At 53.3% G+C, this 15,337-nt stretch carries 14 protein-coding genes; 8 read left to right on the forward strand and 6 right to left on the reverse strand.

Annotation, left to right across the window (positions count from 1 at the left end):
• Positions 1–45: 45 nt before the first annotated feature.
• Positions 46–630 (reverse strand): aminoacyl-tRNA hydrolase, encoded by a 585-nt coding sequence (gene pth, locus BZK42_RS18855; RefSeq protein ID WP_046275292.1) that lies wholly within the window; start codon positions 628–630, stop codon positions 46–48.
• A 274-nt stretch (positions 631–904) separates the two neighbouring features.
• On the opposite strand from pth, the gene ychH reads away from it, so the two are divergent.
• Positions 905–1,186 (forward strand): stress-induced protein YchH, encoded by a 282-nt coding sequence (gene ychH / locus BZK42_RS18860; RefSeq protein ID WP_016153301.1) that lies wholly within the window; start codon positions 905–907, stop codon positions 1,184–1,186.
• 124 nt (positions 1,187–1,310) lie between these two features.
• Here the strand turns inward: ychH and lysC are convergent, their stop codons facing one another.
• A complete protein-coding gene (gene lysC / locus BZK42_RS18865) occupies positions 1,311–2,672 on the reverse strand; it encodes a lysine-sensitive aspartokinase 3 (protein ID WP_080859800.1) in 1,362 nt (453 codons plus the stop codon).
• Between the two features lie 611 nt (positions 2,673–3,283).
• On the opposite strand from lysC, the gene BZK42_RS18870 reads away from it, so the two are divergent.
• Together BZK42_RS18870 and BZK42_RS18875 are read left to right on the forward strand one after the other, a co-directional pair.
• Complete coding sequence (locus tag BZK42_RS18870) at positions 3,284–4,669, forward strand: diaminobutyrate--2-oxoglutarate transaminase (protein WP_019076946.1); 1,386 nt, start codon at positions 3,284–3,286, stop codon at positions 4,667–4,669.
• A 15-nt stretch (positions 4,670–4,684) separates the two neighbouring features.
• Positions 4,685–6,148, forward strand: a complete 1,464-nt coding sequence (locus tag BZK42_RS18875) for a pyridoxal phosphate-dependent decarboxylase family protein (RefSeq protein ID WP_016156743.1) — start codon at positions 4,685–4,687, stop codon at positions 6,146–6,148.
• 97 nt (positions 6,149–6,245) lie between these two features.
• Here BZK42_RS18875 and dauA read toward each other — a convergent pair whose 3' ends face one another.
• The 4 genes from dauA to lolB form a co-directional block, all read right to left on the reverse strand.
• A complete protein-coding gene (dauA, locus tag BZK42_RS18880) occupies positions 6,246–7,928 on the reverse strand; it encodes a C4-dicarboxylic acid transporter DauA (RefSeq protein ID WP_029139565.1) in 1,683 nt (560 codons plus the stop codon).
• A gap of 124 nt (positions 7,929–8,052) precedes the next feature.
• Entirely contained in the window at positions 8,053–9,000 is a 948-nt protein-coding gene (gene prs, locus BZK42_RS18885) for a ribose-phosphate diphosphokinase (protein ID WP_001518537.1), read from the reverse strand.
• A gap of 217 nt (positions 9,001–9,217) precedes the next feature.
• A complete protein-coding gene (gene ispE / locus BZK42_RS18890) occupies positions 9,218–10,069 on the reverse strand; it encodes a 4-(cytidine 5'-diphospho)-2-C-methyl-D-erythritol kinase (protein WP_080859803.1) in 852 nt (283 codons plus the stop codon).
• The gene (lolB, locus tag BZK42_RS18895; RefSeq protein WP_047358971.1) at positions 10,066–10,689 is read right to left on the reverse strand and encodes a lipoprotein insertase outer membrane protein LolB; all 624 of its coding nucleotides are present in this window, start codon (positions 10,687–10,689) and stop codon (positions 10,066–10,068) included. The genes ispE and lolB overlap by 4 nt, the downstream gene beginning before the upstream one ends.
• Positions 10,690–10,900: 211 nt before the next feature.
• Between lolB and hemA the strand changes: the two genes are divergently transcribed.
• Genes hemA through sirB1 form a run of 5 tightly spaced genes read left to right on the forward strand, consistent with a single transcriptional unit; the run spans position 10,901 to position 15,315 of the window.
• Positions 10,901–12,157, forward strand: coding sequence for a glutamyl-tRNA reductase (gene hemA / locus BZK42_RS18900; RefSeq protein WP_016153294.1), 1,257 nt, complete (start codon positions 10,901–10,903; stop codon positions 12,155–12,157).
• 41 nt (positions 12,158–12,198) lie between these two features.
• Positions 12,199–13,281, forward strand: a complete 1,083-nt coding sequence (gene prfA / locus BZK42_RS18905) for a peptide chain release factor 1 (RefSeq protein ID WP_080859805.1) — start codon at positions 12,199–12,201, stop codon at positions 13,279–13,281.
• The gene (gene prmC, locus BZK42_RS18910; RefSeq protein ID WP_075848720.1) at positions 13,281–14,114 is read left to right on the forward strand and encodes a peptide chain release factor N(5)-glutamine methyltransferase; all 834 of its coding nucleotides are present in this window, start codon (positions 13,281–13,283) and stop codon (positions 14,112–14,114) included. The genes prfA and prmC overlap by 1 nt, the downstream gene beginning before the upstream one ends.
• Complete coding sequence (sirB2, locus tag BZK42_RS18915; RefSeq protein WP_016153291.1) at positions 14,111–14,503, forward strand: invasion regulator SirB2; 393 nt, start codon at positions 14,111–14,113, stop codon at positions 14,501–14,503. The genes prmC and sirB2 overlap by 4 nt, the downstream gene beginning before the upstream one ends.
• A 2-nt stretch (positions 14,504–14,505) precedes the next feature.
• Entirely contained in the window at positions 14,506–15,315 is an 810-nt protein-coding gene (gene sirB1, locus BZK42_RS18920; protein WP_003020775.1) for an invasion regulator SirB1, read from the forward strand.
• Positions 15,316–15,337: the final 22 nt, after the last annotated feature.

The following is a 15,337-nucleotide window of genomic DNA, read 5'->3' on the forward strand; positions in this document are numbered from 1 at the left end:
TGCCTATTATACACAGCACGCGAGAAAAATGCCGCACATCGCTGCTTATTGCGCTTTAAAGGTGTGTAACCGGCTCGTTGCCTTGGTCAGGCCATCTTTGAATAAAATCTCGGTACAACGTGCCGCTTCGTCAATTGCTTCATCAATTAACTTCTGTTCTGAAACAGGCGGTTTGCCTAAAACAAATCCGACAACTTTGTTTTTATCACCCGGATGACCAATTCCCACGCGTAAACGATGAAAGTTGGGGTTATTGCCCAACTTGCTGATGATGTCTTTCAGGCCATTATGTCCGCCATGACCGCCACCGAGCTTAAATTTTGCCACGCCAGGCGGCAGGTCTAATTCGTCGTGCGCGACCAAAATTTCATCGGGGTTGATACGATAAAAACTGGCCATCGCACTCACTGCCTTGCCGCTGAGATTCATAAATGTGGTCGGTACCAGCAAACGGACATCTTCCCCTTCGAGCGTTACTCTGGAGGTGTAGCCGAAGAATTTCGGCTCATCACGCAGGGGCGCGCGTAATCTCTCTGCCAGTAAATCGACATACCATGCGCCTGCGTTATGTCGCGTTGCCGCATACTCTGCGCCGGGGTTCGCCAGGCCGACAATCAATTTAATCGTCACGTGTTTTGTCCTGAGTGTTTCCATAAACGACGTGTAGTTTACTGTCTGACGCTGCTCTTGACAAAAAACTGCGTTCTAATCGCCAAAAACTGAATAATTGCACAAATGGACTATTAGAAATTGAGTATGTTCAGTAGCTTATTTGTAAAGTTTTGTTGCGTGAGTGTTTGTAATTGTGATCGCTCCCGCACTTGCGAACGGCAGTGTTGTCTATACTTTACACATAAGGATTAGGGGTATTCCCTGTAGCAACCCAAAGTTCCGGAGGTGACACATGAAACGCAAAAACGCTTCGTTACTCGGTAACGTGCTCATGGCTTTAGGGTTGGTGGTGATGGTGGGGGGGGTTGGTTACTCTATTTTAAACCAATTGCCGCAATTTAATCTGCCACAGTTTTTCGCACATGGTGCCGTGCTCAGTATTTTTGTAGGTGGTGTTCTGTGGTTGGCGGGAGCCAGAGTGGGCGGGCACGAGCAAATCAGTGACCGTTACTGGTGGGTACGCCATTATGACAAACGCTGTCGTCGCGGTGATACCACTCATCGTCATAACTAAATCGTTTCCCGGTAGAGAGGGCTGCGGTTTGAATACAAAGTCCTGGTTGAAAAACCAGGACTCTGCTTGTTCATTATCCTTGCATAGAACGCACTTTTATATTCGCTACGGAATATAAGAAACGTTATTCGAATAACCGATAATGTAACGTTTTAACCGCGCTATCCGCGTCTTCAGCGGGCAACAGGAAACACAGGTTGTCATTTGACGCGCCGTGGCAAATCATTCGCACCGTATGCTCTTCAAGCCAGGCAAAAACGTCTTTGCAAACACCCGCCGCCTGAGTCAGTCGATTCCCCACCAAAGTCACCAATGCCAGTCCGGTTTCCACTTCCACACGACAGTGGGAGGATAATGCGGTAAACAATGCGCTGGTCAGTATATGATTTTCACCTGAGGTTGCGTGAGTCGCGTCCAGCGCCAGCGCAATACTGTTTTCTGAGGTTGTAACCAAATCCACCGTGACCGCGTGGCGAGCTAAAATGGCGAAGGACTGCGCCAGGAAAGAACCGGACGGTTGTGTCTCCAGACTATGTAATCGCAACAGCGTCTGTTTACGGCGCACGGCAAGCGCACGATAGCGAGGTGGGTTGTCGGTGGTGTTATGCACCAGCGTACCACCGGCAGCCGTATCCTTACTTGAGCCAACAAAGACCGGAATGCTTTTACGCATTGCCGGAAGCAGCGTAGCCGGGTGGAGGACCTTCGCACCAAAGGCGGCCATATCGCTGGCCTCGGAAAATGAGATGTGGTCAATCCGTTTGGCCCGCGGCGCAATACGCGGATCGGTGGTGTAGATCCCTGCGACATCGGTCCAGATGTCCACGCGTGCGGCGTGAAGCGCCTCACCGAGAAGCGTCGCCGTGTAATCACTACCACCGCGTCCCAGCGTAGTGGTATGCCCTGCGGCATCCCGGCCGATAAACCCCTGGGTCACCATAATCGCTTGCTCAAGACGAGGGCGCAGGTGAGTCTCCACCAGGTGGTGCAAGGTACCGAGTTCGGGTTCGGCGCAGCCGAAACTGGAGTTGGTACGCATCACGCTGCGGGCGTCAAACCACCCGGCCTCGGCATGCCGTTCACGTAAGACTTCAGTAAACAGTAAAGAGGACATCAGCTCGCCGTGACTGACCAATTCATCGCTTAGCGCATCAGACGGTGAAACGGTCGCCGTTTGTGCAAGATGGCGGATGTTGTTGAGAAGATTATCGATTTCCGTGCTGATAACGGACGGCTGCTTCAGGCGGGAAATAATGTTGTATTGGATGGCGCGTAAGGTCTCAAGCTTATCTAATTGTTGATGCGTTTCCAGACCTTCAGAAAGCTCGACCAGTAAGTTTGTAACGCCTGCTGAAGCAGACAGTACGACTAAACGGACATCTTGATCAGCAAGGACAATGCTGGCGCTTCGGTTCATCGCATCAAAATCAGCGACGCTGGTGCCGCCAAATTTGGCAACGACGGATGGTGGATAAATGCGAGTCATAACAATCTCATATCAGGGCGCCATAAAAGTATGGCTAGAAAATTTTCATTCTCGGCATAAGGGGAAACGGTGTTCGCCTTACGAAATGTCCGCCCGCGAACATTTCTGCTGACAACCCAGGGAATTCCTGTTGTCGAAAACGCGTGTCGCCTGTACGCGTTACCGGGTGCTGCGCATTAATTTTATTTACATAGCCTGCAAATAAGCGCGCCATACTAAGTGATTTATATTTAGGGATCGACTTTTTTATTCGATTTATCGACAAATAAGTGAAAAATCATGTCGTAACAAGAAAACGCGTACATTATTAATGGTAAAAACGTGTAAAAAAATAATAAAAACATGAAAATTACATGGTTTTTATAACATCGTATGCGTTGCAATTGGCTACGGTAATTGTTAATTAAATAGATATATTTCTTTAGGATTTCGTAATGAAGGGTGGCTGTTACACTTTGAATTATAAAGAAAAAACACCCGCTAAATGTGTTGAAAAATAAATGATTGAGTCCAGGGCTAAAACAACATATATTAGCCGCGCTTTTTTACAGGTAACCCTTATAACCATTTATTCAATCAGGCGTTAATCTACACCTGGTTGTAGGAGTGATATGATGACGGATAAAGTCCGTATTGATACTTTAAGTGCTAATTCATTACCACAGAGCAATGATACCTTTTTAGCAAGACAGGCTGAGTTTGAATCTAATGTCCGCAGCTATCCACGTAAACTGCCATTAGCGATTGCTAAAGCGCAGGGCGTCTGGATTACTGACGTAGAAAATAATCAATATCTTGATTGCCTGGCAGGTGCCGGAACCCTGGCGCTTGGTCATAATCATCCTGAAGTGCTGCAGAGCATTCAAAGTGTCATCACAAGCGGCTTACCGTTACATACGCTTGACCTTACCACACCGTTAAAAGATGAATTCTCATCGTATTTACTTTCTTTATTACCGGGCCAGGGCAAAGAGTATTGCCTGCAGTTCACCGGGCCGTCCGGTGCCGATGCCGTTGAAGCGGCGCTGAAGCTGGCGAAGAAAGTTACCGGCCGTTCCAGCATCATCAGCTTCTCCGGTGGCTACCACGGGATGACCCACGGCGCGCTGTCCGTGACCGGCAACTTGTCGCCGAAAGAAGCCGTCAGCAACATGATGGCGGAAGTGCAGTTTATGCCGTATCCGCATCAGTACCGTTGCCCGCTGGGTATTGGCGGCGACGCTGGCGTCAAAGCATTGACCTACTACTTCGAAAACCTGATCAACGACGTTGAGAGTGGCGTGCGTAAACCGGCTGCCGTGATCCTTGAAGCGGTGCAGGGCGAAGGCGGGGTAAACCCGGCTCCGATCGAGTGGCTGCAGCGTATTCGTAAAGTGACCCAGGAACATGGCATTCTGCTGATTATCGATGAAGTTCAGGCTGGCTTCGCGCGCACGGGTAAACTGTTCGCCTTCGAACACGCCGGTATTGAGCCGGATATCATCGTGATGTCCAAAGCGGTTGGCGGCGGTCTGCCACTGGCGGTACTGGGCATTAAAAAGCAGTTCGATGCGTGGGCCCCGGGCCACCACACTGGCACCTTCCGCGGCAACCAACTGGCGATGGCGACCGGTCTGACAACGCTGAAAATCCTCAAAGACGACAAGATTGCCGATAAAGTTGCTGCCCAGGGCGAGTGGCTGAAAGGCAAACTGACTGACCTGCAGAAACGTTACCCGGTTATCGGCCAGGTACGTGGTCTGGGCCTGATGATTGGTCTGGAAATCGTTAAGCCGAACGAAGCGCAGGATCACATGGGCTGCTACCCGGCCGATGGCGAGCTTTCCGCGCTGCTGCAGAAAAAATGTTTCGAAAACGGCCTGATTCTTGAGCGTGGCGGCCGTAACGGTTGCGTACTGCGTCTGCTGCCGTCTCTGTTGATCACCAACGCAGAGCTGGAGATTTTCCTCGATAAATTCGAAAATGCCCTGCTGGGCGCTGGCGTGAAGCCGGTTTAAACGGAGTTGGATCGAATGTCAGACGTAAATCCGATTCTGTCCGGCTCGGCACAAAGCATTGCTGCCTACCAGGACGCGATCGAGCAGAGTACGCAAGCGGTCGTTGAATGGTTGAAGCAACCTGAGATGTATCAGGGCAAAACCGTTGAGCAACTGCGCGAACGTATCAACCTGAATTTTACGTCTCAGGGCCTGGGCAACCAGGCCGCTATTGAGCGTGCGGTTGAATACTTTCTGAAAGACAGCTTGTTGGTTCACCATGCGCAGTGCGTGGCGCACCTGCACTGCCCGAGCCTGGTGATTAGCCAGGCGGCAGAAGTGCTGATCAACGCCACCAACCAGAGTATGGACTCCTGGGATCAGAGCCCGTCGGCGACCATCATTGAGATCAAACTGATCGAATGGTTGCGTGAGCAGGTGGGCTATGCGGCAGGCGATGCGGGCGTGTTCACCAGCGGTGGCACCCAGAGCAACCTGATGGGCCTGATGCTGGCGCGCGACGCCTTTTTTGCCCGCCAGGGGCATTCCATTCAGCAGAATGGTCTGACCGGCGACCTGAGCAAAATCAAAGTATTTTGCTCTGAAAGCGCGCACTTCTCTGTGCAGAAGAACATGGCGCTGATGGGGCTGGGTTACCGTTCCGTCACCCAGGTGAAGACTGATGCGTTCTCACGCATGGATCTGGCTGACCTGAAAGACAAGCTGGCCCAGGCGAAAGCCAACGGCGAACAGGTGATGGCGATTGTCGCCACTGCGGGTACTACCGATGCGGGTGCGATCGACCCGTTAGCGGACATTGCGGCGCTGGCGGCAGAACACCAGATCTGGATGCATGTGGATGCAGCATGGGGCGGGGCGTTACTGCTTTCTGAGCAGTATCGTCACTTCCTGAACGGCCTTGAACTGGCGGATTCTGTGACGCTGGACTTCCACAAACAGTTCTTCCAGACCATCAGCTGCGGCGCGTTCCTGCTGAAAGACGCGCGTCATTACGAGCTGATGCGTTACCAGGCGGCGTACCTGAACTCTGATTTTGATGAAGAGGCGGGCGTACCGAATCTGGTGTCGAAATCGCTGCAGACCACGCGCCGTTTTGACGCGCTGAAGCTGTGGATGGGTCTCGAAGCGCTGGGCAAAAAGCAGTATGCCGAAATCATTGATAACGGCGTAACGCTGGCGCGTGATGTGGCTGCGTTTGTGAAAACTCAGCCACACCTGGAACTGGTGATGGAGCCGCAGCTGGCAAGCGTGCTGTTCCGTTTCCGTCCGCACAGTGACGACATGGCGTTCGTTGCGCTGTTGAACCAGCGTATTGGCGACGTTCTGCTGGCTTCTGGTAGCGCCAACGTTGGCGTGACCGAAGCAGATGGCGTAACCTGCCTGAAGCTGACGCTGCTGAACCCCACGGTGTGTCTGGAGGATGTCAAAGTCCTGCTGGCAAGCGTGAAAGCGACAGCTGAGCAACTGCTGAACGCGTAAGCAATAAGCTGATTATAAAAATGGCTCCCACACACGGGAGCCATTTTTTTGCCTGTCATTTGTAGTCCGGCGGCGCTTCGCCTGGCTGGGCTACACGTCAGCTGATATCTGCCAGCGCGGCGTCTTTATTCGGGAAGAACGTCAGGCGTCCGGCAATCGGCTGAATGCCCGCGCGCGCCATGGTTCGTAACGGCTGGAATTCCAGATTACTGATCCGCAGTTCACACCCTTCCGGGAGGCGTTTTACAAAACGCTGGAAAGCGTCCAGACCACCGGCATCCAGTACCGGGACCGCGTCCCACTTCAAGACCACAATACGTTTACCTGCAATACGCGATTCGAGATCGGTAAATAATCCCTCCGCAGCGGCAAAGAAAAGTGGGCCAATAACGCGCAGCACCAGCACATCGTCAGGTACGTCTACGTTGACCGGCGCCAGACGCGTCATGCGCGCGATACGACGCATAAACAGCAGGGAGGCGAGAACGATACCGACGCTGATGGCGATCACCATGTCGAATAGCACCGTCAGCGACATACACATAAGCATGACAATGATGTCGTCTTTTGGCGCATGACGCAGCAGATCCACCACTTTATGCGCTTCACTCATGTTCCATGCCACCATCAGCAGCAGGGCGGCCATGGCGGAAAGCGGTAACCAGGAAAGCAGCGGCGCAAGCACCAGCAGGGCAAGGATCACCAGAATCGCGTGGATGACCGCTGAAATTGGTGAGGTCGCCCCGGCGCGGACGTTTGCCGCAGAACGGGCAATTGCCGCCGTGGCGGTGATACCACCGAAGAACGGTGCCACGATGTTACCCAGGCCCTGGCCAATCAGCTCACTGTTGGCTTTATGCTTGGTGCCAGTCATCCCATCAAGTACGACGGCGCACAGTAGAGATTCAATCGCCCCGAGCATCGCCATGGAGAAGGCGGCTGGTAACAGCGCCTGTAACGAACTCCAGCTCAGGGTAAAGTTTGACTCCGGCATGTCCCACGGTAATACCAGTTGCGGCAGCAATTGCGGGATACCGTTACCCTGCGAGCCATCAGCCAGAATGTAGTGGAACTGAGAACCGATGGTGGCGACATGGCCGCCGGTCAGGTTCACAATCCCCATTACCGCACAGCCTGCCAGCAGCGCAGGAAGGTGGCCCGGCAGTCGGATCCCCAGACGCGGCCAGAAAATCAGGATCCCCAGCGTCACCACGCCAATTGCGGCATCGCCAACGTTGAGGGTTGGCAGGGCCATAAACAGCGCGCCGACCTTTTGCAGGTAGTGCTCCGGGACATGGGCCATTTGCAGACCGAGAAAATCTTTAATCTGCATGGTACCGATGGTGATACCAATACCCGATGTAAAACCTAACGTAACGGATACCGGGATATATTCGATCAGGCGACCAAAACGGGCGAGGCCGAAAAGGATCAGAAATATCCCGGACATTAGCGTTGCGACCAGCAGGCCTGCCAGCCCAAACTGTTGCGACACCGGATACAGAATCACCACGAAAGCGGCGGTTGGTCCAGATACGCTAAAACGTGAACCCCCGGTAAGGGCGATAACAATCCCAGCCACGGCTGAGGTATACAAGCCGTACTGCGGCGCCACGCCACTGCCTATTGCCAGGGCCATCGCCAGCGGAATGGCAATGATCCCAACGGTTATCCCGGCGATCAGGTCGCGGGTAAAGCGAGAAGCGGTATATTTTTCTTTCCAACAAGCGTCGATGAGGGCGCGGAAAGGCATCACATGTGAGGAAAATAATCTGTTCACAATAATGTTTCATCCATGAGCGCATCATCTGTCAACTAAATGGCAGGTGAAGGAGGCATAAGTCATACAAATAGATGTTGCAGATAAAAAAACCCGCCGCAGCGGGTTTTTGAGCCGGGCTCGATTAATGCTCGAACATAGCAGAGATGGATTCTTCGTTGCTGATACGACGAATCGCTTCGGCCAGCATACCCGACAGGGTCAATGTACGCACGTTTGGCAGTGCTTTGATTTCGTCAGTCAGTGGAATCGTGTCACAGACAACGACTTCATCAATCACTGAATTGCGCAGGTTGTTTGCCGCATTACCTGAGAAGATCGGGTGGGTAGCGTAAGCAAATACGCGTTTTGCACCACGTTCTTTCAGTGCTTCTGCTGCTTTACACAGCGTACCGCCGGTATCGATCATATCATCAACCAGCACGCAGTCACGACCTGCAACGTCACCAATAATGTGCATCACCTGAGAAACGTTCGCGCGCGGGCGTCGTTTGTCGATGATAGCCATGTCGGTATCGTTCAGCAGTTTAGCGATAGCGCGGGCACGCACGACGCCACCGATGTCCGGAGAAACCACAATCGGATTGTCCAGATTCAGCTGCAGCATGTCTTCTAACAGGATCGGGCTACCGAATACGTTATCAACCGGTACGTCAAAGAAGCCCTGGATCTGTTCAGCATGCAGGTCAACGGTGAGGACGCGGTCAACGCCAACGCTGGACAGGAAATCAGCGACGACTTTAGCAGTAATCGGTACACGAGCGGAACGTACGCGACGATCCTGACGTGCATAGCCGAAGTAAGGAATAACGGCGGTGATACGGCCTGCGGAAGCACGGCGCAGCGCATCAACCATAACGACCAATTCCATCAGGTTGTCGTTAGTAGGGGCACAAGTGGACTGGATGATGAAAATATCACCACCGCGTACATTTTCATTAATTTGTACGCTGACTTCGCCGTCGCTAAAGCGACCTACAGCGGCGTCGCCGAGTGAAGTGTACAGGCGGTTGGCAATACGTTGTGCTAGTTCCGGGGTGGCGTTACCAGCAAAAAGCTTCATATCAGGCACGAGAAGAACCTCAGGCATGCGTCCATTGGTGGAAAGAATCTGCCGAAAACTGTGCGGGCCAGGCAGTATCCTCTCCATGCGGTGTATTAAAGAGCGCGATGCAACGTCTGGAACAGGGTGACGTTGTCACCGCAACTCAGCTTGCCCGGCTTACTCGTCATCGTTCACGTTTCATGTGTGCTGGCATATTTCGCCATCTTCCTGAAACCCGAATGATTTAGAGTAACGCTCTGTGCAATGGGGAGAGGTTGACACCTTTCGCCACAAAGCCTTTGAGCCATTCCGGGGCTTGCTCAAGCACCTGGCGAGCACGAGACTCAGTGTCAAATTCAGCAAAGACACAAGCCCCTGTACCAGTCAGGCGCGACGGCGCGTATTCTAACAGCCAGGAAAGCGCCGCATCAACCTCGCGAAAACGTTTTCTTGCGATAACCTCGCAATCATTGCTGAATTCACATTTTAGTAACGTTTTTATTGACCTTTTTGGCGTGTTGCGCGGGAGGTCGGGATCTTTAAAAATCACTGGCGTCGGAATACTGACTCCCGGGTGGGCGACCAGATACCATTTTTCCTCTGGCTCGACCGGGGTCAGAATTTCACCTACGCCTTCAGCAAAGGCCGCATGGCCGCGCACGAATACGGGAACGTCCGCCCCCAGCGTTAAGCCGAGTCCTGCCAGTTCATCAACCGAAAGTCCGCACTGCCAAAGGTGATTCAGCACCACCAGGACGGTAGCTGCATTAGACGAACCTCCGCCAAGACCGCCGCCCATCGGCAGGCGTTTTTCGATACTGATGTCGGCGCCGCTCCCTTTGGGAAGGCGATCGCTTTCAGACGCCGCCTTTATCAGCAAGCGCGCCGCACGGACAATGAGATTGTCTTCATGTGCAACGCCTTCCACCGGCGTTAACAGGCGGATTTCGCCGTCGCCACGCAGCGCAATACCTAACGTGTCGCCATAATCAAGAAACTGGAATAGCGTTTGCAAAGTGTGATAACCGTCCGCACGCTGCCCGGTGATGTATAAAAACAGATTCAGTTTTGCCGGAGAGGGCCAGTGGGTCATCATTTCACAATCCAGTTATCCATTTTCAGCTTAATACGCTGATCGCCGTCGGACAGTTCCATGTTTGCCGGCATCGCAGGCTTAATTTTGCTGTCGTAGGCGCTATAGACCACTTTCCAGTTTTTACCGTCTTTGCTGTAGTTCACTTCACTCAGACGATACTGGTCGTCGAGTTTGTAATCGCTGGCGTCTCCCGGCAGGCCAAGGATCCACTGGCGCAGGCTGTTCAATGGAATAGGCATGCCGGTCAACTTACCAATCATCTCTTCGGCGTCGTCAGCGGTGTAGTGCTTGCCTTTGTTATCGACAAGTTCGACGTTGCCCGGCTGGGCATTGAGTTCCAGTTCAGTGCTGCCCAGGGGATTGGTCAGCAGGAGACGGTAGCGATCCTGTCCGGTTTGTTGCCAGAAAAAGCGGGCATAGACTTTCTGTTGATCGGAAATATACGCAAACGCACCGCGCGTCTGATATTGGTTCAGGGCGCGTACTTCCTGCTGGTGCTGGCGCCACTGTGGAGAGTCAGGGCTTTTGCCGGGACCTTTCGGCGCGTTGAGCGTACAGGCGGTAAGAGCCAGGGCCGCCAACGGCAGCAGGCGAATCAGGCGAAAATCAGGCAGGGTCATAATGATGACAAATCCTTGAGATACGTTGCAGTTATAACTCTTAATGCTAGCGCCGCCATCATACATCGTCTACGTTCAAGTTATCTTAAATCGCTCAAATTTGTGCACTAAGCTATTACTCCAAAAGGGGGCTGTCTCTTTTATTGACCGCACGCATCCTGTATGATGCACCCAGTCTAACCTTATCAACGCTGGTACTATTCCCGCACACATGACCCTTTTAGCGCTTGGTATTAACCATAAAACGGCACCTGTATCGCTGCGAGAACGCGTAACGTTTTCGCCGGATACGCTCGATCAGGCGCTGGACAGCCTGCTTGCGCAGCCAATGGTGCAGGGCGGGGTGGTGCTGTCGACGTGTAACCGTACGGAACTGTATCTCAGCGTTGAAGAGCAGGATAACCTGCAAGAAGCGCTGGTTCGCTGGCTGTGCGATTACCATAATCTTAATGAAGAAGACTTGCGCAATAGCCTGTACTGGCACCAGGACAACGACGCCGTCAGTCATTTGATGCGTGTTGCCAGCGGTCTGGATTCGCTGGTGCTTGGTGAACCGCAGATTCTGGGGCAGGTGAAAAAAGCTTTTGCGGATTCGCAAAAAGGTCACCTGAACGCCAGTGCGCTGGAGCGCATGTTCCAGAAATCATTCTCTGTCGCTAAACGTGTACGTACAGAAACAGACATCGGTGCCAGCGCCGTGTCCGTGGCTTTTGCCGCCTGTACGCTGGCGCGGCAAATATTTGAATCGCTCTCCACGGTGACCGTGCTGTTAGTGGGCGCAGGCGAAACCATTGAGCTGGTGGCGCGACACCTGCGTGAGCATCAAGTGAAGAAGATGATCATCGCCAACCGTACCCGCGAGCGGGCGCAAGTGCTGGCGGATGAAGTCGGCGCCGAAGTGATTTCGCTGAGTGATATCGACGCGCGTTTACAGGATGCCGATATTATTATCAGTTCTACCGCCAGCCCGCTGCCAATTATCGGCAAAGGAATGGTGGAGCGCGCGCTTAAAAATCGCCGTAATCAACCTATGCTGCTGGTGGATATCGCCGTACCGCGCGATGTCGAGCCGGAAGTGGGTAAGTTGTCCAACGCCTATCTGTACAGCGTTGACGACCTGCAAAGCATCATTTCGCATAACCTGGCCCAGCGCAAAGCGGCGGCCGTGGAAGCCGAAACCATTGTGGCGCAGGAAACCAGCGAATTTATGGCCTGGCTACGCGCTCAGGGCGCAAGTGAAACTATCCGCGAGTATCGCAGTCAGTCAGAACAGATTCGTGATGAACTGACTGCCAAAGCGTTGGCCGCTCTTCAACAGGGTGGTGATGCGCAAGCCATTATGCAGGATCTGGCCTGGAAACTGACCAACCGCTTGATCCATGCACCAACCAAATCACTTCAACAGGCCGCCCGTGACGGGGATAGTGAACGCCTGAATATTCTGCGCGACAGCCTCGGGCTGGAGTAGCAGCACACCAATCTTATTTTTTACAGGGTGCATTTACGCCTATGAAGCCTTCTATCGTTGCCAAACTGGAAGCCCTGCATGAACGCCATGAAGAAGTTCAGGCGCTGCTCGGGGATGCGGGGACTATCGCAGACCAGGAACGCTTTCGTGCACTGTCGCGCGAATATGCGCAATTAAGCGATGTATCTCGCTGTTTTACGGACTGGCAACAGGTTCAGGAAGATATCGAGACGGCTCAGATGATGCTCGACGATCCTGAAATGCGTGAAATGGCGCAGGATGAACTGCGTGAAGCAAAAGATAAATGCGAGCAGCTGGAGCAACATCTGCAGGTTCTGCTGTTGCCTAAAGATCCTGATGACGAACGTAACGCCTTCCTCGAAGTGCGTGCGGGAACCGGTGGTGATGAGGCCGCGCTGTTTGCCGGCGATCTGTTCCGCATGTACAGCCGTTACGCTGAATCGCGTCGCTGGCGGGTAGAGATCATGAGCGCCAGCGAAGGCGAACATGGCGGGTTTAAAGAAGTCATTGCCAAAATTAGCGGCGAAGGCGTGTACGGTCGACTGAAATTTGAGTCCGGTGGGCATCGTGTGCAGCGCGTACCTGCGACGGAGTCACAGGGCCGTATTCACACTTCTGCCTGTACGGTCGCGGTCATGCCGGAACTGCCGGATGCCGAACTGCCGGACATCAACCCGGCCGATCTGCGTATTGATACCTTCCGCTCATCAGGCGCAGGGGGGCAGCACGTTAACACCACCGACTCCGCAATCCGTATTACCCACTTGCCGACCGGTATCGTAGTGGAATGCCAGGACGAACGTTCGCAGCATAAAAACAAAGCGAAAGCGATGTCGGTGCTGGGGGCGCGAATTCGTGCCGCCGAAGTGGCAAGACGTCAACAGGCAGAAGCCTCTGAGCGTCGCAATCTGTTGGGCAGTGGCGATCGCAGCGATCGCAACCGTACCTATAACTTCCCGCAGGGTCGCGTGGCCGATCACCGCATTAACCTGACGCTCTACCGTCTGGATGAAGCGATGGAAGGCAAACTGGATATGCTCATTGAGCCAATTGTCCAGGAATACCAGGCCGACCAACTGGCGGCGTTGTCCGAGCAGGATTAATGGATTATCAGCACTGGCTGCGTGAAGCGATAAGCCAATTACAGGCAAGTGAAAGCCCGCGCCGTGACGCCGAGATTTTGCTCGAGTTTGTTACCGGTAAGGGACGCACCTTTATTTTGGCTTTCGGTGAAACGGTATTAACCGAGGCGCAGCGTCAACAGCTCGACACATTACTGGAGCGCCGTCAGCGGGGTGAGCCGGTGGCGCATTTAACCGGCGTGCGGGAGTTCTGGTCGCTGCCGCTGTTTGTGTCTCCGGCTACGCTTATCCCTCGTCCGGATACTGAGTGTCTGGTGGAACAGGCGCTGGCTCGCCTGCCGGCGTCAGCGTGCCGCATTCTCGATTTGGGAACTGGCACGGGCGCCATTGCGCTGGCGCTGGCAACCGAGCGTCCGGATTGCGCAGTAACGGCGGTTGACCGCATGCCGGATGCTGTTGCGCTGGCCACTCGCAACAAACAGCATCTGGGCATCGACAATGTTTGCGTGCTGCAAAGCAACTGGTTCAGCGCTTTGCAGGGACAGCAGTTTGACATGATTGTCAGCAATCCGCCGTATATCGACGAACAGGATCCGCACCTGGCGCAAGGCGATGTACGCTTTGAACCTCTGTCGGCACTGGTGGCGGGCGATCGAGGACTGGCGGATATCGTGCATATCATTGACCAGTCTCAGCGCGTGTTAACGCCCGGCGGCTATCTGTTGCTGGAACATGGCTGGCAGCAGGGGCAGGCCGTCCGGGACGTCTTTACTCGTGCGGGTTACCAGACGGTTGAAACCTGCCGTGATTATGGCGGCAACGAACGAATTACGCTTGGACGCATCCCATCATGAGTACCTTCAGTGTGTTACTCAACATTCATCTCATCAGTATTGCGCTTTCCGTTGGCTTGCTGACGCTGCGTTTTTGGTGGCGTTACACCGACTCGCGTCTTGCCTGCGCACGCTGGACGCGCATTGTGCCACCGGTTGTGGATACCGTTTTATTACTCAGCGGCGTGGCGCTAATGGTTAAAGCGCACATCCTGCCATTCACTGAGCACGGGACATGGCTGACTGAAAAGCTGTTTGGGGTTATCATTTACATCGTTTTGGGTTTTATTGCGCTCGATTATCGTCGGGCGCGCAGTCAGCAGGCGCGATTAGTCGCATTTCCGCTGGCGCTGGTGGTGCTGTACATCATCATTAAACTCGCCACCACAAAAATACCGTTACTGGGGTAAGCATGAGGTCGTTAGCTGATTTCGAATTTAATAAAGCGCCATTGTGTGATGGGATGATCCTGGCGTCGGAGTCTATCCGTCTGGATTTTCCAACACAAACTGTCTACGACGAACTGGAACGTCTGGTCAGTCTGGCGCAAGAAGAAATTAGCCAGCTCCTGTCTCAGGATGAGCAACTGGAAAAACTGCTGGCACTTTTTTACGGCGAATGGGGATTTACGGATACCCACGGCGTCTATCGTCTTTCTGATGCACTCTGGCTTGACCAGGTACTGAAAAATCGGCAGGGCAGCGCCGTGTCTCTGGGGGCGATCTTATTGTGGATTGCCAACAGACTGGAGCTGCCGCTGGTACCGGTGATTTTCCCGACGCAACTGATCCTTCGTATTGAGTCGCTCGATGGTGAAATGTGGCTAATCAATCCATTCAATGGCGAAACGTTAAATGAGCACACGCTGGAAGTGTGGTTGAAGGGGAACATCAGCCCGGTCGCGGAGCTGTTTAACGAAGACCTGGATGAGGCGGATAACGCGGAAGTGATCCGCAAACTGCTCGACACGCTGAAATCATCACTGATGGAAGAGCGGCAAATGGAGCTGGCGCTGCGTGCCAGTGAAGCACTATTGCAGTTTAATCCTGAAGATCCGTATGAAATTCGCGATCGTGGTTTAATATACGCGCAACTCGAGTGCGAACATGTTGCGCTGACAGATTTAAGTTATTTCGTTGAACAGTGTCCGGAAGACCCGATCAGCGAAATGATTCGTGCGCAAATTAATACTATTTCGCACAAACAAATTGTATTGCATTGATTAATCACACTTTACCTACCGT

Origin of the sequence: Citrobacter braakii (assembly GCF_002075345.1) — a bacterium.
GTDB lineage: Bacteria > Pseudomonadota > Gammaproteobacteria > Enterobacterales > Enterobacteriaceae > Citrobacter > Citrobacter braakii.